This window comes from Arthrobacter sp. GW460-12-1-14-TSB2 (genome assembly GCF_059423525.1).
In genome coordinates this window covers 409224-429567 of sequence record NZ_JBWKYC010000002.1, presented here as the reverse complement: position 1 = coordinate 429567, position 20344 = coordinate 409224, and the positions used below count along the sequence as shown (strand labels likewise).

The 20344-nt window shown below is 61.5% G+C and carries 14 protein-coding genes; 3 read left to right on the top strand and 11 right to left on the bottom strand.

Annotated elements, in window-relative coordinates:
- The 7 genes from AC07YR_RS05310 to AC07YR_RS05280 all read right to left on the bottom strand — a co-directional run bounded on the left by AC07YR_RS05310 (window position 1) and on the right by AC07YR_RS05280 (window position 10850).
- Window positions 1-1404 (bottom strand): TIGR02679 family protein, encoded by a 1404-nt coding sequence (locus tag AC07YR_RS05310; protein WP_494733320.1) that lies wholly within the window; start codon window positions 1402-1404, stop codon window positions 1-3.
- Window positions 1401-5531, bottom strand: coding sequence for a TIGR02680 family protein (locus AC07YR_RS05305; RefSeq protein WP_494733319.1), 4131 nt, complete (start codon window positions 5529-5531; stop codon window positions 1401-1403). The genes AC07YR_RS05310 and AC07YR_RS05305 overlap by 4 nt, the downstream gene beginning before the upstream one ends.
- A complete protein-coding gene (locus tag AC07YR_RS05300) occupies window positions 5528-6775 on the bottom strand; it encodes a TIGR02678 family protein (protein ID WP_494733318.1) in 1248 nt (415 codons plus the stop codon). The genes AC07YR_RS05305 and AC07YR_RS05300 overlap by 4 nt, the downstream gene beginning before the upstream one ends.
- A complete protein-coding gene (locus AC07YR_RS05295; protein WP_494733317.1) occupies window positions 6772-8397 on the bottom strand; it encodes a TIGR02677 family protein in 1626 nt (541 codons plus the stop codon). Before AC07YR_RS05295 ends, AC07YR_RS05300 begins: the two co-directional genes overlap by 4 nt.
- Window positions 8398-8526: 129 nt before the next feature.
- Entirely contained in the window at window positions 8527-8832 is a 306-nt protein-coding gene (locus AC07YR_RS05290) for a hypothetical protein (RefSeq protein ID WP_494733316.1), read from the bottom strand.
- Window positions 8833-9007: 175 nt separating this feature from the next.
- Complete coding sequence (locus tag AC07YR_RS05285) at window positions 9008-9775, bottom strand: DUF8453 domain-containing protein (protein WP_494733315.1); 768 nt, start codon at window positions 9773-9775, stop codon at window positions 9008-9010.
- Window positions 9768-10850 (bottom strand): hypothetical protein, encoded by a 1083-nt coding sequence (locus AC07YR_RS05280; protein WP_494733314.1) that lies wholly within the window; start codon window positions 10848-10850, stop codon window positions 9768-9770. Before AC07YR_RS05280 ends, AC07YR_RS05285 begins: the two co-directional genes overlap by 8 nt.
- Before the next feature lie 681 nt (window positions 10851-11531).
- Here AC07YR_RS05280 and AC07YR_RS05275 point away from each other — a divergent pair.
- The 3 genes from AC07YR_RS05275 to AC07YR_RS05265 all read left to right on the top strand — a co-directional run bounded on the left by AC07YR_RS05275 (window position 11532) and on the right by AC07YR_RS05265 (window position 15021).
- Window positions 11532-12263, top strand: a complete 732-nt coding sequence (locus tag AC07YR_RS05275) for a hypothetical protein (RefSeq protein WP_494733313.1) — start codon at window positions 11532-11534, stop codon at window positions 12261-12263.
- Between the two features lie 827 nt (window positions 12264-13090).
- Window positions 13091-13798 (top strand): hypothetical protein, encoded by a 708-nt coding sequence (locus tag AC07YR_RS05270; RefSeq protein WP_494733312.1) that lies wholly within the window; start codon window positions 13091-13093, stop codon window positions 13796-13798.
- Between the two features lie 437 nt (window positions 13799-14235).
- Window positions 14236-15021 (top strand): hypothetical protein, encoded by a 786-nt coding sequence (locus AC07YR_RS05265; protein WP_494733311.1) that lies wholly within the window; start codon window positions 14236-14238, stop codon window positions 15019-15021.
- Here AC07YR_RS05265 and AC07YR_RS05260 read toward each other — a convergent pair.
- From AC07YR_RS05260 to AC07YR_RS05245, 4 genes are all read right to left on the bottom strand, one after another.
- On the bottom strand, window positions 15018-15968 hold the full coding sequence (locus AC07YR_RS05260; protein WP_494733310.1) for a hypothetical protein: 951 nt from the start codon (window positions 15966-15968) through the stop codon (window positions 15018-15020). The two genes, AC07YR_RS05265 and AC07YR_RS05260, sit on opposite strands and share 4 nt — an antisense overlap.
- 95 nt (window positions 15969-16063) lie before the next feature.
- A complete protein-coding gene (locus AC07YR_RS05255; RefSeq protein WP_494733309.1) occupies window positions 16064-16978 on the bottom strand; it encodes a toll/interleukin-1 receptor domain-containing protein in 915 nt (304 codons plus the stop codon).
- Window positions 16979-17814: 836 nt separating this feature from the next.
- Window positions 17815-18825, bottom strand: a complete 1011-nt coding sequence (gene glpX / locus AC07YR_RS05250) for a class II fructose-bisphosphatase (protein ID WP_494733308.1) — start codon at window positions 18823-18825, stop codon at window positions 17815-17817.
- 61 nt (window positions 18826-18886) lie between these two features.
- Entirely contained in the window at window positions 18887-20332 is a 1446-nt protein-coding gene (locus AC07YR_RS05245) for an FGGY family carbohydrate kinase (RefSeq protein WP_494733307.1), read from the bottom strand.
- Window positions 20333-20344 lie beyond the last annotated feature (12 nt).

Genomic DNA, 20344 nt, shown 5'->3' with positions numbered 1-20344 from the left:
TCAAGGCCCCGCGCAGGAGTTCGCTGCCAATACGTCCTTAGCCAGCAAGTCAGCCACCGCTTCCTCCTCCAGCGCAAGACCAGATTCGGCCATGGCAAGAGCCAGTTTCGGATCCCACGGGGATTCCGCTGGCTTCCCCGCCAAACGAAGCGAAGGCTTGCCGTCGTGCAAAGCGGCACGGTAGTCGGCGTCCGTGTAGCGCCACGGCATCCATTTCACGTGCGCGCTGAGCGAGCGGGCGATCCGTAGACCTGCCCAGTCGAAGTCACCGTGGTACCGAGTTTCTGCCCCATCTCCGGCGAGTGTTCTCAGGAGCTCGACCACTGCCGTGCTCGGCTGGCCGGACGTGCACACAAGGACTGGTCCTTCCGCACCGGGCGTTCCGGCCTCGGCCTTAGTTCGCGCCCAGCTGTTCGCCACGACTTCGACGACCGTCGGGTTCTCGCAGACGTGAATGACACTACCTTGCGGGAGCGCTTGTACTCCGCCGGAGCGCACTTGGTCAAGCGTCAGGAGCACGGGCATGCGGGCTACGCGCATGGCCTCCAGGGAGATCGCCGTCGCGGTCCGCGATGGTTCACTAATAATCGCCGAATCAGCGAGACTCGCTCCTGGGACGCCCAGGCACAGGACGGTTGAGGCCAGGTTCGACAGCACAACTCCGGCCGCAGCCCATATATCGCGGGGAGACGACTCTCCGTCCGAGACCGCCTCGTCGGGCAGGAACGCCGCCCGAATCACGGAAACGCACAGCCGGCCGAGCGGTCTCGAGGCGTCCAGGGCATGAGCGTCACCCACCGCTTTTCGAGCGAGGATGGCCAGCGGCTCCTCGTGCGCCGGCAGCAACTCAAGCACGGCGGCTAACATGCTCACCAGGACGGCACCCACCGCAGCCGACGGTGTCGCACCGGTCCGGCCCGCTTCGGCCCTAGCAGCGCGTTTGAGTCCACCGGCCGAGCACCAGGCGTCCCACCAGGCTGGGAGCCCAGGGAATTTGGCAGCCGCCGGAGCTAGGACATCCCGAGCTATGTCCCACGCGGCTGCTTCGCCTTCCCGCTCAGCCCTGCCGTCGACGACCGGCCCGGTCAGTGTCTCGACGGCGTCGGCCAGGCCATCGGGCCATGGTCCACGCCGCAGGATCTGTTCAACATCGGCGAGGTCCACCCGCAGTGCCGTCCCGGCTCGCTTCGGCCGTCCGACGAGCCTCATCGCAGCGGAACGTTGTTCGACCGTGGCCTCCTTCAAGTGGACGACGCCCCGGAGCGGTTCTCCCCCGCAGTCGATGATCCGCCCCCGCACCCTAGCGACGAGCCAACCCATCTCGGCGACCCCCAAAAGCCGGTCCAACGCGGCACGATCACCGGTTCCCACGGTCATCGGCACGGCCGGCTGTTCTGCGGTCATCCGAACAATGCCGGATCATCAGACGGAATCGGGGAGGGGCCCCCTGCATGGGCCATTCCATCCACTTCCCCGGCCCGGTGCCGTCGTCGACCGTCCCACCGCCATCGGGTGACCCCCACGGCGTCGACCCCCTCAACGCGGGACAGTTGAGCGATCGAGAGGCCGGGCACCTGCGGATAGCAGGCCCATTCACGCTCGCTGGTCATCACCACGTCAAGGTCGAAGGTGGCCAGCAGCCCCAGCGATTTAGCTCGGGAATCATCATCCACACCAGCAAATGCCTCATCGAGCAGGATGAGGCGCGGCGCCTGTGGGCTGGCCGAGTTGTAATGGGCCGACGCGGCGGCAAACAGCGGCACAGAGACCGTCAGCGCCTTTTCACCGCCTGATGCCGGACCGGATGCCGCCCGCCACTGTCCGTTCTGCCGCCGCTCGACCACGAAAGTATGCCACTGCCGGTAATCGAGGGCCTGCTCCAGGTGCTCCTGCCAACCACCGGTCGGGTTGGCCTCACGGACCTCCGCGATCTGCGTTTGCAGAAAATCGCCGATCACAACGCGGTCCTCGGGCGTCCACGTGGCGTCGGACCGGATCATGAGGCCCTTAGTTGCCGCCAGCCCAACCGGACCATCGGCACGCTCGCGCCACCGGACACGCAACTGCATGCCTGTCGAGGTCTTGCGCTCAGCCAGCTCGCGGTTCATCCGCTCGATCTGCTCCTCTGCCGTCAGAAGCAGCTCGTGCAGATGTCCGGCAACTTCGTTGACCAGATGGTTTTCGAGTATCTCCCGTTCACGGGCGCTGAGCAGGCGCTCACGGTTCCCCACGTCTGCCGCAAGCATGTCCGCCAGTTTATCGACGTCGACCTCGTCGTGCAGGTAGCGCACCCGTGCCACCAGCACCTCGCCGTGTTGCTCGACGAAGGCGGTGTGCCCGTGCCGAGTCATTTGCGCGGCCAGTTCAGTAATCGCGCTCGAAGCCCGTTGCTGGACACGAGCCCAGTCGTCGTCGGACTCATCAACCTCGTGCAGCTGCTGCTCAACATTGCGGGAGAGGCTCAGCGCAGCGGTAATATTCCACTCGTCGGGCGTATCGGGCGCCGGTACGAGGAGCTCGGGCAGCGCGACCCGCAGCAACCCTGTCGCGGTGAAGGTCCTTAGGCTGCCAATCTTCTCCTCTCGCGAAGTCGCGGCCTCCTCGCGGCGCCGTTTGAGCTCAAGAACCATCCCCTCCAATCGTCCATGCTCCGCTGCGGCCGTAAGCTGTTCCTTCGCGATCTGCTGGAGCTTTTCGCCCACCTTCCCGAGGGCAGCTGTGATCTCGCCCAGCTTCGCCTGAAGCTCGGCAACTGACGCTCCGACGGTAGCCTTCAGCGCCTCGTACTTGGATCGCAGGCTGATAGCCTGGGCCTTCAGGCCGCGATATTCGGACTCCTTCCGTTCTCGAAATTCATTGGCCTCAGCGGCACGCTCGATGGCTTGCTCCCGGGCAGCCGCTGCGCTGGCCAAGGTATGGGCTGCGCTCCGAACCTCCGCTAGCGCCTCCGCATAAGCCGAGATATCCGCTAAAGCCGCATCGATCCCGCCGACTGAGGTGCTGACCCCGAGTTGCGCGGCCTGCTCGGCGAGGTCATCCTTGGCCTGATCCGCTTCCTCGGCTGCACTCTCCCAGACCTCGAATGCTTGTGTCCGCTTCTGCCGTGCCCGTTCCGCTTCCTCTTGCGCAGTCGCGACACGATTGTGCGCCGAGCCGAGCGCGCGTTCAAGCTGTATGGGATAGGCCGCACGTTCGGCCCGGACGTCTTCGGCTTTCCGGACGGCATCGGCGACCCGCTCCTCTGCAGCAGCGCGCTCACACTCCAGCTCCTCGGCGGAGGCACGCATGCTCGTGAGTAGGTCGCGCCGGTTGGCCTCCCGGGCACCGGCGCCTACGAACTCGGCCCGCTCTTTGGACCAAGAGCCACGAGCGGGGCCGGATCCCCAGCGCCCAGCCTCGTCCACCCACATGGCGGCACCTGATGTAACGCCCCACCCAATTCGGTCGAGGACGGCCATAACTGCGTCGGTACCGACAGCGTCGTCGGGGCCGGCGGCGGGTAACAGCACTGCTGACAGCGATGGACCCACTGCAGGGCCGTTCGGGCCGAGCACCACATCGCCATCGACCTGCACAGTGCCGTCTGGGAAAACCCAGGCATCGAGCAGCCCAGCCGACTGCAGGGCTGCCTCTATGCCCGCCCGATCGGTATCAGAAACAGAGTCGGCGAACTCTGTCAGCCGCCACAGCGGCGCGCCCTGGCGGGCCTCCCGGGTTCGATGATCCCGTCCTGGAGCTGACGGCGGCTCTGGATCACGTCCTTCCTCCAGAGCAGAAATCTGTGTGCGAACCTTGGCCAGCTCGTCGGCAAGCCGTGCCTCCTCGTGCTCGGCCGTGACCCGCTCCCGCCCGACCCGATCCAGCGCTTGGGTGGTGGCGGCCTCCACCACGGAACGGAGGGGTGATTCGCCCAACATACTCTTCGCCCAGCCCTCAGCGAGACCGGCGAGCTCCTCCGCATCCATATCCAGGACGGTGGTGGTAAGACCGTCGACGTAACCCTGGACGCCGTTGCTATAGGCGTGAACGGCTGTCTCAACCCTCTCGTGAGCGGCCCGCAGGTCTTCGGCACGCGATGCCAAGTCGGTTTCGGACGCATCGAGCAACTTCCGCTGTTGAGCGGCAGTCGTCTCGGCCTGCGCTGCCGCCTCCAGCAGGCGACGAACGTGCGTTACTTGCCCACGCCGCCGAGCCACAGCCCGGCGGGCAGCATCCGGATCGGCCGCGATCACGGCGTGCTCCGAATCCAGCCCTGCCGCAAGGGCCAGCTCAACTGCTGCCGCATCCTGCCGCTTGGCTTCGGTATCCGCTTCCTCGTGGCGACGAGCTGCAACGGTCTCGGTCTGACTCTCTCTCCGGGCCTTGATGGACGCCTGCTCTGCTTCGCTGCCGACGCCCGCGGCCCGGGACTCCATCTCTTTTGCGGCGCGCGAGGCCTGGTCCAGGCGGTCGGCATCGCGCATCTCCGGGCTTGCCCGCAGCGCCTGCTCCTGCCCCTGCAGGGAACTCTGCGATTCCTCGCTGTCTTTCTGCTGCACGGCTAGCTGCTGCACCTGGTCCACAGCGGCAGCCAAGTGCTCCTCGGCTTCGCGTAGGTCACGTCCGGCGTGCTCGTAGACCGAGTTGGCCAGCCGCACCGGCGTGGTGTGCCGCCGGGATGCCACCTTGGCGTAGAAGCGATAGTGCCGAAGGAAGCTTTCGGCCGCGGCGAGCGTCTCTTTGGCTTCCGCAATACCAGAGCGCTCCTCCTCCAGGGACCTGAATGACTCTGCGACGTCTGCGACCACGGCCTGGTCAAGCGGCGCGAGCGCCTCGGTGAGTGCCGCCGACAGCGCCTTTTCGTCAAGCTTCTTGGACAGCTGCGGCTGACGCAACTGGATCAGGAGGTCGATGAGGGCTGCGTACCGCTCCTCCCCCAACCCGAACAAAGTCTCGTCTACCGATCGCCGGTAGGCCTCCTGAGTGGTGTGGACTTGCCCGGACACGGTGGACGTCAGCTCGTCACGGAGACGTTCCTGGCTCAGCACAGTACGGTTCTGGTCCAGCAGGCGCAGGTCTCCAATCCGGCGCGTACTGATGAAGTACCATGTCTTGACGATGCCGCGGCCCGCAGCTGCCTTGAGACCGATACCCAGCGTCGTGAAGTGCTCCGTTCCGTCGGCGTCCACGCGCCCGAACTCGATCCACGAATAGCCGGTTCGCTCCGGGTTTCGATGGGCGCCGCCCAGTAGCAGGTTCCACTCCATACGCTTTTTGGGATCGGCGTCCGGCTCTACACGTCGCGGCGCGGTCGATCCGTCCAGCAGGAACGGTAGCGTCAGGGCCAGTACCTTTGACTTTCCGGTCCCGTTGTTGCCGCGCAGGAGCAGGCGCCCGTCGTGGAACCAGAACTGCTCGTCGTCGTAGTAGAACATGTCCACCAGACCGAGCCGCAGGGGCTGCCAGCGCTCGTTGCCGGGGCGGGGTAAGACGAGGCCTGACCCCACCCCGGGTGCGTGGGCCAGATCGATAGCTCCATGGAGGCTACTCATCGTGCTCTCCTCTCCGTGATGGTCGGGGTAGTCACAGCGAAACGCCGAAGTGCCGGCAGAGGGTTTGCGATTGCGCCTGGCCCCTGACCGGTAACCCGTACCAGTCCCAGACCCGCCAGACGGTCGAGTGCCTCGGCCACGATCGCGTTCTCCGCTCCCGGCTCCCGGGTCGTCTTGCGCCAATAGGTTGCATGGACCTCGGCGAGCTCTCGTACCCGTTGTCGAAGGGCCGCTACTTGGGCAGAGCCCGTGGCCGCCAAGTGCTCGGCCAGCAGCAGGGTGGCGTGCCCGTCGGTGCCCTGGTCCGGCATCCTCACGTCTGTGAGCTGGTCCTCCGGGTCCACCAGGGCGACACCTTCGGCGCGCAGCTCGGGCACCAGCCCGGTGGCCTCGGCCAGGCGGCGCGTCAACGGCGCCCGTTGGCTGATGAGGTAGCTGCGCTCATCGTCGGGCAGCTCGTCGTAGTAGACCACCGGATCACACAGCAGACGCCGCGTGATCGCGTGCCGCAGCCTTCTGGTGGACTCCTCTTCGGTATACGCCGGCGGTGGCTCGTGCAGGGCTGCCTCGATTCGGTCGATCGCCGGAACGGGACCTAGCGCGGAACCGACCAGACCGGGCCCGTGGACGGTAGACAGCATCGTGGCCAGCACCCGCCGATGGACGTCGTACAAGGCATCCCCGTCCGCCGACACGTACAACTCCTCGTCGCCGGCCACCCTGACGAGTACCCCATAGTTCAGCAGCAGCCGGATCGCCGCGACTAAGTCGGAGCGCTCTTCTCGACCGCGAAGGGTGAACTCCACCCCTTCCAGACCCGGCTGACGGGCGGAGAGCACGATCTCTTCGGCAAGACGGCCAAGCGAGATCTGCGGGTCGGACCGTTCCAGCACGGCCAGGGCCAGGCACAGCAGGATGTAGCGACGCCGGGTAAACGGCGGGTCGCCCCTCCGTGCGCGAGCCGGATGTCGCTCGGCGATGGCATTCGCCGAGGGGCCATGCGGGACGTACGACTTCAACAGACGCACCATCTCCGGTTCGACCATCAGGCGCCAGCCCGTCTCCCGGTCGAACCAGTCGCGCAGCCCGTCAGCGTGGCGCCGAGCCAGGCGGAACAGCTCGCCGTCGGCCTGGGCGCTCAAGGCACCGCGCATTAACAGCGCACGGAGTGCCCGAGTACGGCCATCCACCTCACGGGTCTCCAGCGCCGCCGAGACGCTCGGGGTCAGGTCTACCCAGCTCACGCGTACGCCTCCGCGGACAGCTCGGGGGCAGAACCTGCATCCGGGGCGTAAACAGCCGAAACGATGTCGACGAGATGATCCGGCCCGGACAGCTCCCCACCGGGCGTGGTGATCACAGCGGTCCCCATTCCCGGGGTTCGGGTGAGGGTGACGGTGAGCTCGCCGTCGGAAGTGTGGACCTGCGAGGTAGTTCCCTGCGGCCCCATGGCGGCCAGCGCATCACCGAGCAGACCGAGGAAGAGTTGGAAGGCCTCCGGGTCCAGATCGCCGAACGCAGACAGCGGCCGTGGCCCATTCGTCAGGATCCGGCGCCGCGCTGCTTCCGTCTGCTCGACTTCGAGCCGAGCGCGCTCGGCCAGCAGGTCCTTTGCCCCGGTCCGGTCCATAACCCGGACCGACTTGCCGCGGCGCTCGTACGATCCGCTCCTGCGCAGCTGGGGGCTAATCTCCAACGGCGGCGCTTCAGCCCACGGTGTGGTGTTCCCAAGCTCTGCCGAGGCCCAGGCGTCCTCGGTTGCGGCGGTGACACTCAAGTGCCGCACAGGTACCAGTCCGAAGGCCGAACGCCACAGCCGGTGACGATCCCCATCTGTTGGCAGTTCTGCGAACCATCTCGCCAGGGTGAGGAAATCCTGCGTACGATCGCTGCGGCCACCTGCGTTCTCGTGCAACGCACGCACCACGGCAAGCAGTGCAGGAATCGCCGCCCTCGCGCGTGCCCTCAGCAACTTGGACTCGCTCTCCCGTGAGGGCGTGCTGACGAACCAGTCGGTCAGGCCCGACCACTGCCGCAGCCAGACCTCCCTCGCACTCGTGAAGGCTAAATCGGACTCCCCCGGCGCGGCGTCGAGGGCCTCGCGCTCGGCGGCGGTTGCTGCCAGCAATTGAACTCCGCTTTGAGGGATACTGCCGAGCAGTTCGGCGATGGACGCCCCGCGAGTGAGCAGGTCATTGATGAAGCGCTCCAAATAGTCGATGAGCTGCTCCTTGTAAGCCAGGAAGGCATCTACGTCGGCGTTGTGGAGGTCGATGGTGCGCTGGATCGAACCCATAAATGCCACCGCGTTCTCGGCCAGCTCGGCGAAGCGTTCGCGCAGGCTGCGTAGAGTCTGATGGGTCAACGCCGCGTCCACGGGCTCGCCCCCGCTGTGAGCGGTGACGGTGTCGCGAAGATTGGTGAGCAGCACCACGATGTCCTCCAATGCCACCGATTGCAGCGCTCCCGTAGTGCCCAGTGCCACGTCATACTGCGCGAGCGCACGCTCGGCTGCCTCGCCCTGACGCGACATCTGATACAGCATCCGCCGCCGGTAGAAATCCGCCAGCGCCGTGACCCGGCTCGAGTCGGGAAAGGCAAGCAGGTTCGCCCAACCGGGCTGGGACAAGCGCTCCAAGGCCTCGCTGACCGTCTCCTCCTCGACGGACTCGCCGCCGTCGGCCCTGAGCGCCAGGCAAACCTGCTCCGGGCGAACATGAACCGTGAACCGTTCCTTCTCCGCCATCAACGCACGCATGACGCGCCGGTACAGGGGCGCGTTGGGCGTGCTGAGATAGGCAAAGGGGCCGTAGCTGCCTGACGTGCCAATGGCATCTGGGATCAAAGAATCTTGAGGATCCGTCATAGCAACAGATCCTTCCATGACGCACTGACATTCCTAGGTCTGTCAGGCGAAAACATGTCCATGTGGGATGCCGGCACAAAGAGCGAGCGTGCTCGCGACTCTTGGCCCTGTACGGGGGCCCAGGCCGTTTCAGGCGATGCCGAAGCCTTCGTATAACTCTCGGGCTATGCCAGCGACTCGTTGCTGGCAATGGCCAGGAAAATCCTGGCGCAGTGAGCGCGCCGTCCCCTGCACACCTTCCACAAGCCCGCGTGTTAGATCGCTGATCTTTACCTTGAACTTGAAGTCGGTGACTGTGACTGGCCAGGCCATGACCGCGCCATCACGGATTCGGGCGACTATCCAGGCACGGTCGGTCATGAAGTAGTAATCGGTTGCTGCCTCGACTTCAGGGGCAGCGCGCTGCATGACAGATACACCAAAGAGCGACCGCACATAGTCACTCGCCGACAGTCATCCTCGTCAGGCGCCGCTTCAATTCCCTGCGGCTCCCGCCTGCGCGACTCCACCATCCGCACAAGGCTGAACCAAAGGGAACCGCGCCCGTAACTCCGGCAAAAACGGTGGCGAACAAACCGATTGAGTTCCGAGAGGCTGCATCAAACACGGGCTACTGACTCTCTTGCGAGTTGTCCGTGCTCGCTCTTGCGGCCCGCTGTTCCCGAAGCTGGCGGATGCGTTCCGTCTGCCTCGCGTCCTTCGCTTCCCCATCTCGTGTCCAGACTTTGACTCCGCCTTGGAACTCAGACCAGCCTTTTTGGTTATCGCGAATGTCACGAAGCGCGCGGGCGGCATGATGGATGCCGAAAATCTCCGTGTAGATGCGGGACTTGTAGACATCTAGGTCTATGACGACATCGCTGTTTTGGTTGACGCCATCAATGCCTTGATAGGTCACCGTCCCCTTGTACATTGTCGGCAGATCATCTCGATTGGCCCGATCGGTGCCGGAATCAAAGAAGGTCCGCCACTCCTGTCCTGGAGCTAGGAACGAGATAACATCAGGCAGCTTGACCGGCTCATCCTCTCCCTCACCGTCGGTTCGGTTCAGGATTGGATCAAAGGACAGCCGGATGTCCCGACCGGCAGTCTGCCCGAAGTTTTTGACAACGAGGTCAAGGATATGAGGACCGACGGGGTTCTCTTCCAAGAAGGCAACTACATACGGCTGGGACTTCTCACGTTCCAGCTGTTTGGTCTGTCGGCGAGCTGATGCGGCCTCTCTCAACTGGTAGAACGCAACTACGCCAGCCCCGATAGCAATGAGCAACGTCAACGCCGTCGAAACCGCGGAAATCCAATCAGTCACGCTCGGCGCATCGTCCTTAACGGCGTCGATCAGCTGGCGGGCAAGGTCTGCCCATTGTTCGTCATTCACTTCGCTCCCCCCTGGATTGCTTTGCTTCTGCCCGTGGAACTCGCGGCTCAATCAATACCCGTTGAATGGCCCGTGGAGGTCGATTGGATCTTTTCATCACATCGCTTGGAAGTGGCGACCAATCGAAGTCATAGTCGGTCTCATCGAAGGGGTTGGCCACTGCCTTTGAGATCTGCCAGAGGGATCGGACAACGCTGATGCCGGCCTGCGCGATCGCGAGATTGGTTGCAGGATCGGAGTTGTCCGTGCGCAAGCTGAAGCCAGGCTCACTGTCCTTCTCGTCTATCCATTGCCGAGTCACGTACGTCACCGAGTGCGCATTGATGACCGGCACCTGTCGCTCCAGGTGTTCCGCAGTTGGAGCATCAGGAACTTCCTCGTTCGCTTCAAGCGTGATCAGGGAGCACACGAAGTCGGTCCGTGGGATGAATATCGCTCCATGTTTCAGTTGGTTGTTGCCCTGAGCTCCTGCGAATTTGCTGTCTGAATAGAAGGCCGCGAAGAAGTTCAGCCATTGCACCATGAACAAGACGTGCTTCATCGTCTGGTCCCTGTCACCGCCTGCCGCATTGATCAGGTTGGCAGGGAAGATCCGTCCTGGAACTGCAGTGAGTCCAGCGTTCGTTAGAAGCTCGTCAATCGGCTCTCTAAGGTCCTTGGGTCTTCTAATATCAAGCAGTGCTCGAACGGGACTTCGCCCTTCCCGTCGTTCCTTGGCGGCCACATAGAAGCGTAGAGCCGTTTCAATTACGTGTGTCATCAGCGCATATGACTCAACTGAGGCAAGGGTCATCTGGTCGAGGGTTCGACCCGTTGCAGTGTTGAAGTCCGCATCTTTCCCATAGATGACCCTGAACTGGTTATACAGCGAGGACTCATCGCTTTTCCGCCATGGGTCGACCGAAGTGTCGTCCAAATGGGCCGCTGCCATAATTGCCCACATGCGCCGCTCGAAGTACTCTGCAGGGTCGACTTGGAAGTAGTAGTCCGTGAGATCTGCTTCCATCGATTCTTCGGGATCGATTTGGGGCCGCGAGTCTCGGGGAATTTGGAAGATGTGGAGCGGTTCGATCATTCAATGAACCTAACCGATTTCACTCCGACACTGTTTGCGAACTGCAGTGGTATGTCCTAGATTTGACGCCTCGTCAAGAAACAGCACTCCGCGGTGTGGTATCGTCCGCGAGCAATAGCCCGCAGTCTAGGTACGGGCGGGGCACTACAGGCCTATAAGGCTTGGATGTTGCGTGCCCTGGTTTTCAGCTCGCACCGCCGACGAATCGGTTGACCGTGGAAAGAGCAATTTGATCTGCTCTTACAGGGGACGCCGAACTGAAACGACGAATTCCAAAAAGTCAAGCTTTGTCAACACTAAAAAGCCAAAAGGCCTTGACCTGCAGAAACACTGTGCCCGAGGTGGGACTCGAACTGCATTACAGCCCTTGAAAACACCGGGAACTCCTGAAAACACGGGCACTCCGAGCCAATCCGGTCGATGTACGCTCCAGTCCGAAGCCACATGTGTTGACAATGTCAACACACCTTTGAGGGCAGATTTTAAGACAAATGTGGCGCCTAGGAAATTCTCTTTTCCCGCGGCAGAATCGCCAAAATGATCAAGTGCCTTCCGCTGTAGAACATCACGTCCCGCACGCCGCATGGGTGACGCAATAGGATGACGTCGATTCCGTAGGGAATACTTCTCGCAGGGGCCAGCCGGCACCACAACATTCGTGCCGAAGATGAGGAGAGACCGATGGACGACCAGGAACCGAACCGCGCTGCCGATGACGCCGGGTCAGAAGGCACGCAGGCCCCTGACCCCGCGCTTCTGAACAAAATCAACTCGATCCTGAGCAGCCAGGCACTTTCGGCAGCTGCGCATGTCCGGAAGATGCGCGCCAAGAAGCCTAATCTCACGCCGGCAGCCGCCATAAATAAGCTCAACCGTCAACTTCTCGCGACCTCCACCGCTGCCGGTGCTGCATCTGGCGCCGCCGGAGCTGCCCCGGGCGTCGGAAAGGCAGTCAACGCTGCGATGACCCTCGGCGGACACGCAGTTTCGTTGCCGGCCGCACTCTTCTACATTCTCGCGGTGGCCGAAGTACACCAGGTCCCTCCTTCAGACATTGAACACCGCAGGAAACTTGCGCTGTCGATTCTCATCGACAAGAGCGCCACCTCAGCGATGCCAGGGTTCGCGAAAAAGACCAGCAGAAACTGGACACGAAAGGCGCTGGATGCCATCCCTGGTTCGGCCCTGAAGCCAATCAACAATCTTGTGCACAGAAATTTCATCACGAAGACCGGTCCGACAGGCACTATCGTGCTGGAAGTAGTCCTGCCATACGCACTGGGTGCTGCGATTGGCGCCACCTCTAGTTTCGCCACCACTTCGGCTGTCATCGGCGCCACCAGGCTGGCCTTTGGGCCTACGAAGGCTGAGTTCGATGATGAGGTACTCGAGGAGGATCCGATCACCGACTGATACGGTTCTTCTTTGCGCTTGCGGTAGTGGGACCACGGACGGGTTAGCTCGCCCCATGTTGTGGTTGACTCCGCCTGCAAGTTACGGACCATGCAAGGGTCGGAAGGCCGGCCCAACAGAGAAGCACATAATGGTGGCAACACTACGACCCCGCCCAACGACTCGAACACCCAGTGCCCTGTACGGACCACAACGTTCTCGGTCCTGCCGGAACACATCCGTGGCGGTAATGGTCCTGGCGAATTCCCAGGCCCGGTGGGCCGCGATACACGACCATTTCCGCTTGGACGAACCCGGAAGCGTTCCCATCCCCGGCTTTGCGGACCCTGATGGAGATGCGCCGCCGTTACGCAGCTTTCGTCGCGAACAGCCCTTTGAGGTGCTGGGCGGCCCCAACCATGCGGGCTTGGAACCGTGTTGGCGTTCCACCCATGCGGAGCTATCGGGCCGGTTAGCTGATCGTACGGCACGTCAGCCACAAGTGGATCGTGCGTCCGTCACGTGGATAGCTACGCAACTCGCCCCTCGACCAGTGCCAAATTCAGCAAACCGATGGGATTGTCCGACGCGCAACTGCCGATCTCAACCTCTGAGATAGTTGTGGCATGTCAGATACAGCAGTACCGCCCGCAGTCACCTGTAGAAACCAGGCTAACTGCGGCGTGCGGGTACATGTTGCGGGCAGTGTAGCTCACGTGAAATGCCTGCAGTCAGTGCTAAGAGCAAGACGAAGCGATACATCCATAGCAAGACTACGGACCCACAGAGAGCGAAACTTCGGCCATGACGCCACGAAGGTGAGGAGCAACAATGCCCTCGCGAAGTTGGTGCTCATCGAAATTTTCGATGCACGCTGCGTGATCTGCGGTGGCTTCCTTGGGGCGTCGCGCGGCACGAGCGAGAGCTCGATCGAGCAGTTGATCAAATCGGCAAGCGCCACAACGATCCTAATCGGCACAATCAACCTCGACCACATGCGTCCGGCTTCGGCGGATGGGCCCGACCACTTACTGAATTACGCCCCGGCGCATGAATCCTGCAACAAGGGACGGGGCAACCGCCCTCCAACGGATGAGCATCAGGCGCGCTTTCGGGAAGCCTGGCTCGGCTACGAGTCGAACGGACACTCACAGGTCCTGAGCCGAATGATCGTCGCCGCCCAGGACGTCGAGCTTAATCCGGCCCGCCACGTCTACATGAGCGGAGATACCGAGGAGGTCCGTACTGCAGTGGCGGCAGAACTCGCCGATGACCAGCTAGCGCTGAGGTTCGAGGTCCGACCGTGTTCGCGCGGCCACAACTTCCACGTGTACCCCAACGATCCGGACTTCTGCATCAATCGCGGCCCGGCACACCAGTGTCAGATGGATACCTGCCGTATCTTCTCGCGAGCAGACCACTGCTGGCTAGAAGGTGGGATGAAGCGCGACTCTACCTATCCCTTCACAGTGTTCGTAGATGGATTCGGACGCGGTCACTCTCTTGAGCTCGCCCGGTTTTTGGAAGCCTTCGTCGCCATCGACGAGGAAGCGTAGACCCTGCGACCACGCCGTTTATCTGAGACGTCCCGTGGCCATGAACGGACAAACCCGCGGCTACTTGCCCCCGCGCGCATTTTCCTGACCGCCTTTGGATGCCGCTTACACCCGAACTTTCCCCCACTTTTGGCTCTCAGAATCTGCAGGCAGCTGTAACGTCGCCCGCGGGTCATCTGAATCCGGGGGCTCGGCCGTCCCATCGGTACGCAGCCCCTCCGACAACGCAACTTTCGCGGTCAACGCAGGCACTGCCGCGCAACTGCTGGGCTGGGCCGCGCAGTGGCCCGAACGCGGATTCGCCATTGAGGGCACCAACGGCCTCGGCAGCCGAGTTGCCCAGATCCCTATTCGCCGCGGCCTCCACGTCGCCAAGGGCTTCAGCCGGCGAAGGCAGTCGTCCCACAGATGTCGGCGCCCGTCAGTACGCTTGAAGGGTGACTTCAAATGATCCGCTGCGCGAGACCAACTCCGTCCTCAACTCGGCCACGTCGACCGGTCTTGCCAGCGTGTGGGCAACGATGGACGCGTCGCCTCTCTTGGCGAAGCCCTTGATGTTTAACATGAGCTCCCTCATGCCCGATTACAACAAGATGATGTCGCCACTGCTTGCAGACATCTCGAAGACCGTGGCATCGGCGATAGAAATGGCATACCCGTCGGCCCAGCTGGCCGGCATCCAGAAGATGATCATCGACGCTTCCGGCGTGAATAACGTCGCGAAGATGTTCCTCGACTCCCACACCGAGATGATGCGCGGACTCTATCCTTCGCTCAACATGGTGGCTGGCTTGGGCTTGAAAGAGCAGTTCCAGTTGCCTGTTGCAGCACTTACCAAATCCTTGGCTGCATCCATTGACACCTCCTACATCAACGGCGTCCTGGCCGACGCCATCAGGTTCCGAGCCGAACTAGCTGAGCAGCATCTTGATGACCTGGCCGATGACTTTTTCGAGAATCACCCCGACCTCGCGGAATCCATCGAAGAGCTTCCCGCCCTATATGCGCTGTCTAAGACCGACCGAACGGTTGTGATCTGGTTCGTGCGGTTCGCAGTAATGATGGCAGTCACGTGCGTCATCTTGAACATCAACACGGAGTATCCCGACCTGGAAAAGATTGTCGCCGCACTTGGTCTCAGCGGAGGATGGGAAGCAGGTAAGAAGGCTGGCGAGTTCACCGGTAAGGCGTTGGATAACTTGCCGCGAGCTGAGGAGTATTAGCCCAAGCCGTCGATGGCGGACTGCGTCATAGCACCTAGCGCGTCAGCCGCACCGCCGGCTGTCCCAAGTGCAATGAGCTCCAAGGACTTGAAGAGAAGGTTCTTGATGCGGCTCTGCTTCGGCTCTGGAGCCGAGGCTTCTTCTTCAAGGTCCGCTATTACTTGTACGGCTTCATCGTGGCTGCCTTCGGGAACACCAAGGATCGGCAGCATCTGACGAAACGCAGTGGCAACCTTACGAGCCTCATCAACCTGCGCAGCAGTGAGGGTGTTGCTTTGCACGGCGCCAGGACTGTTGAGAGCGAAGTTCATCGAGTGGGAGTCACGGATGTTGAAGTTGTTGTTCACGATCATTCCTTCGGGCGTTGCTGCTGATCCGGCCGATTCTGTCAGTTCGACGATGTGGATGCCGCTGGCCGTGATCCTGGGTGACATGACCTTGCCATTTATTGGAGTCCAGGCCTGAATGTAGCCCTTGTCCTTCAACCACTTGGCCGTACGTGTGATCTCATCATGGGTGTAAGTAAGGCCTAGGTAGCTGCCCACGGGACCGTCCTTGAAGGACACAAAGTCTTTCGGTTCCTCCCCGGCGAGGTACTGATCGTAGAGCCAGTTGAGGAGTCCAGTTTTTAGTGACGAAGCTCGTTGGCGAGGGTTGCTCCGCTTCACCTGGTACTCCAAGGCAACATCAATGCCCTCCTGAGTTATGAGGATTTCGTCCACGCCGGCAGCACTCGCCTCAAAGTAGAGCCAGCCGGCAGCCATCAGTGCGGTGAAGTCACTGCGGAGTGCGGAGACATCAATCCCCCAGTCCTGTCCTTCGTTGTAGAGGCCAGCTGTCGGGATCTGGCGGCGGTTCCAACCTTCAGACAACCGATAGATCTCGGCAAGGAGATGCAGCTGCCGCAGCTTTGACGGGGACTTTGCAGCGATTTCTAGATCGAGCATTTACTTTGAGACACCTAACGTGCTTGGATCAGTACTTGATCCGAAGCCTACCTGTGGGGGCTGACATCTTTAGTCCCTTCTTAGGCCAGAACGAATTAGAGATACTTCGGGTCCTCGTCAGGTTCATCAAGCATCGTGAGCCGAAACTCAAATTCGATCTCGTTCTTCGTTGAAGTCGGTACCTCCAAAAGCTCTTGCTTGACCTCATCCGGTAATGACACGTCACTGTAGACGACATAATGAAAAGGATTTACGCGCTGCACATGTGCGCGGTCATAGGACCCTCGCGCGATTAGACTATTATTGATGATTTTCTCGAAGCGGGACTGCCGGCTACTCATCTCCTCTGAGAAGCTCCCGTACGCCAGGCTTCCCTTCCGCTCTAGAATTTCATCAATCCCGTCTATAGCTGCGTTTGCTGCTGACCTATGGGCTTCCGTCAGAGTCAATACCGATTGATGGATGTCTTCGAGCTTGCGCTGTCCAGGCGACATCTCGGACTTATAAGCGTAGGTGTTGGAAGCTACATGCTCAATTAGGCGTTCAAGTTTAGGCCATTGCGTTTCAAACGATTCGTCAAGAACTTGCTCGTTAACTGGGCTATCACGTGCTGCATTAAGAGAGGTGACAAGCTTCTGAGCCTCAGACTTACGAGTTGCTGGGCTGGTAAGTGTCCGCGACTGAAAGTTTTTCAGTGGGCTATTGACTGCACTACGCTCGATATCAATGAGTAACGGCACAACGTTCGTGGATGAATCCAGAGACTTCCACAGCACACCAGCTTCGTAATTAACCCAGGGTTTCGCTTGGTTTTCGGCCGTTGTACAGATGATGCCGTAGCGCGTATCGAGTAGCTGCGTGTGAATTGACTCCATAGACATGGTTCCTGAGTCGATGTCCGCATCGCTCACCCAGGGCTGAAGATCGTGGATCACGAATGGAAGCCAGCTCTTCAGTCCAAGCGCAAAGTCCTTTGACTTCTCGCCCGACCAACTTATAAAGACCTTCAAGAAACTGCCCCATCGTCGTCATGAATGCTCAGGTAAGCGTACCAACGCAGCTCATTGACACTCTGTGGGTCTATAGCAAAGCCGGTGGCAGGGTCGTAGGTACAAACTGGCTCGCTCGCCCAGCGCTCAATAGACGCAGCCCCACCATCTTTTGGTGCATCGGCTGGGGCAGGCAAGCAGCCTTCATCGTGTATTTCCACCTCACAATCATCACGTATGACGACTATCTCAGCTCGAGAAGGCTCGCCGGCTAACCCTCGTGGGACTGTCCGATAAACGGTGTGTGGGTCCGGCCGGTCAACCGACTCATCTGAGCAAGGCAGCAGTGTTTTGGAAAACTGTTGTTTTTCGAGGCATCCAAGCGCTTGGGTTCTTGCCTCTGTGGTGCCCAGCGCGCGTAGGCGAGGTGGCGCACGAGCGTGATGCTCTCGGTCTCGCCGACACGGCCGGCGAGGGAGGGTGCCGCAGTTGGGGCGTGATGCGACAACAATGCCACTGCCGGTCTGCGTCTATGGGATCAGCGTTGTCTGCGAGCTACCGGCATCGGTTGCGGATGTCCGCTTCGCTGGTTGCTCCAATTGTCGCGAGGTGAGTGAGTGCCATAGCCGGATCACCGATGTAAGGGCGGGCGGCGGCAATCCCACGAGTCTTGGAATCGTATGAGTTCCTGTCCCGAGCCCAGCGGATATCAAGAACCAGGAAGTCTCAGACATGTACTCCCGGCTTCAGCTTCCCACGTTCCCTGGCTGCCACGAGCTGACTCGTGACAAGCTTCTTCTATGTGCGATATGGATCGATAGGAGTTAGCTGGCAGTCCGGTGGCTGGCGCGGGCGGCCTACACTATTGATTTCGGTCCATACTGGGACCATTTAGCCAAGTGATGCTCTCCGTCGATCCTTCGGATGGTCCCCGACTGGGAACGCATGACGATGGAGTGCGTCGTGATTTTCGATTGTTGGTATCTGACGCCCCTGAGCAGGTCGCCGTCGGTGATGCCGGTGGCAGCGAAATAGCAGTTGTCGCTGCGGACAAGATCGCTTGTCGTCAGTATTCTGGACGTGTCATGGCCAGCTTCGACGGCTTTGGCATGTTCTTCGTCGTCCGTGGGCGCTAGCCTGCCCTGAATGACCCCTCCCAATGTCTTCAATGCACATGCGGTGACGATTCCCTCCGGGGTGCCTCCAGTGCCCATCATGGCGTCGACGCCTGTGCCGGGTACGCAGGCCGCGATCGCGGCCGCGACATCGCCGTCGAGAATGAACTTCGTTCTGGCGCCCGCGGCCCTAATGTCCTCCACTAGGCGGGCGTGCCGCTCACGCTCCAGAACAGCGACGGTGAGCTGGTTAACGCTGACTCCTTTGGCTTTGGCGATGAGATGCAGGTTTTGACGGACAGGCAGTCGAAGGTCTACGAACTCAGCAGCCTCCAGGCCGGTGACCAGCTTCTCCATGTAGAAGACCGCGGAAGGGTCGAACATCGCTCCTCGTTCAGTGACAGCCAAAACGGCCAGTGCGTTGTTCATTCCTAGCGCCGCCAACCTAGTGCCGTCAATCGGGTCCACGGCCACGTCGCAGGCTGCTCCACTGCCGTCACCGACGTTCTCTCCGTTGTAGAGCATAGGGGCTTCGTCCTTCTCCCCTTCGCCGATGACGACCGTGCCGTGAAACCTGACGGTGGAAAGGAGGGAACGCATCGCATCGACGGCGGCACCGTCGGCAGCGTTCTTGTCACCTATGCCAACCCATTGGCCCGCGGCGATGGCTGCCGCTTCCGTGACGCGGACTAGCTCAAGCCCTAGGCTGCGGTCAATTGTTCCGGCGTCGAGCTCTGTGGTGATCGTGGACATGCTGTCTCCTGTGGTGTGTTGAGGCGGTAAGACGGAGGCAATTTTCGGACGGACCGGATTGTCACCCGGTCAGTTGACCTGACATTGTCTCGTCGTAGCCCAGCAATGTCTTGGCGGCGGCGTGCTGCTCCACGATCTGGGCTTCCAGGGCGACTGCGGGCAGCTCGGCCACTGAGACCTGCCAAGAAGGAAATGAGCCCGTCAAGGCAACGGCGGCCTGCATTGCAGCTCCCTTTGTTACGTACTCGTCGAATTCGGGCACAACGACGGGTATGTCCACCATCTGGTTGAGGATTCTTTGCACGGCGGGACTCTCCGCGGCGCCGCCGATGAGAAGCAGCCTGCCGGCGTTGACGTTGCAATCCCGGAGGGTGTCGAGCATTGCTACTTGGCTGGCCAGAGTGCCCTCGATGACTGCGCGTGCGAAATTGGGGCGGTTGAAATTCGTCAGGGACGCACCGTGGAGCGAACCGCGGGCATTGGGCAGGTCAGGGGTTCGCTCACCTTCGAAGTAGGGCAACAAGGTCAGTCCGTTTGCCCCGGGGGCGGCTTGCAGCGCCAAGTTGGACAGTTCCGTGTAGTTGCAGCCCAGCAGTGCTGCGCCCAGGTCGAAGTTGCGTGCCGCGTTCAGGGTGGCGACCAGGGGCAGGTGGGCGCCTGTGGCGTCGGCGTAGCTGCAGACGTACCCGGCGTAGTCATGGACTGGTGTTGCCGATTTGGCGTAAACAACGCCTGACGTGCCGAGGGAGAGCACTGCGTCTCCCTCCGCAAGTCCGAGGGCAAGTGCGGCGGCTGCGTTGTCGCCGCTGCCGATGCCTATGGGAATGCCTGCAGGGATGCCCGGGATCCCTGCGCCGGTCACTCCTGCCTTGTCCATTGGGCCAAGAACGTGAGGCAGGACGGCGGTTTTGCCGAATGCGTGCTCAAAAAGATCCATGCAGTATTCGCCAGTTTCACCGGACCAGTACGCAGTGCCGCTGGCCTCGGACCGGTCGGTGATGAGCTCGTCGACGCCGCCGGTTCCCGGGCCGAAACCCATCAGACGCCAGGTCAGCCAGTCATGGACGACGGCTACTGCAGCCGTCCGACCCGCGGCTTCCGGGTTTGTGTCCCGCAGCCAGCGCACTTTCGTGACGGTGTCGGAAAGCGTCAGCGGCAGGCCGGTGCGACGGATCCATTCATCCCGGCCAAGTTCGTTGTTCAGGTCGACCATCTGAGAGTGGGACGCGGTGTCATTCCACAGAGGTGAATCGCAGACGACGGCGCCGCCCGCGTCGAGGAACACCGGCGTGTGCTGTTGTCCGCTGACGGAGATGCCGACAACGTCGTCCAGTCCGCCGGCGCGTCGCACCGCGGTGAGCAGTGCTTTCCACCAGGCATCGGGGTGGACGATGGTTTCTGGCGGATGCGAGGCTTTGCCTTCACGGACCCGCATTCCGGTGGCAAGGTCCCTCACGGTGACCTTGCAGGTCTGGGTGGACGAATCAACTCCTGCAACCAGCATCATTGCTGCCCTCCT

Coding starts and splice junctions, on each gene's coding strand:
- AC07YR_RS05295 (WP_494733317.1), bottom strand. CDS start 8,397: ATGACGGATCCTCAAGATTCTTTGATCCCAGATGCCATTGGCACGTCA.
- AC07YR_RS05305 (WP_494733319.1), bottom strand. CDS start 5,531: ATGAGTAGCCTCCATGGAGCTATCGATCTGGCCCACGCACCCGGGGTG.
- AC07YR_RS05245 (WP_494733307.1), bottom strand. CDS start 20,332: ATGATGCTGGTTGCAGGAGTTGATTCGTCCACCCAGACCTGCAAGGTC.
- AC07YR_RS05310 (WP_494733320.1), bottom strand. CDS start 1,404: ATGACCGCAGAACAGCCGGCCGTGCCGATGACCGTGGGAACCGGTGAT.
- glpX (WP_494733308.1), bottom strand. CDS start 18,825: ATGTCCACGATCACCACAGAGCTCGACGCCGGAACAATTGACCGCAGC.
- AC07YR_RS05260 (WP_494733310.1), bottom strand. CDS start 15,968: ATGCTCGATCTAGAAATCGCTGCAAAGTCCCCGTCAAAGCTGCGGCAG.
- AC07YR_RS05275 (WP_494733313.1), top strand. CDS start 11,532: ATGGACGACCAGGAACCGAACCGCGCTGCCGATGACGCCGGGTCAGAA.
- AC07YR_RS05280 (WP_494733314.1), bottom strand. CDS start 10,850: ATGATCGAACCGCTCCACATCTTCCAAATTCCCCGAGACTCGCGGCCC.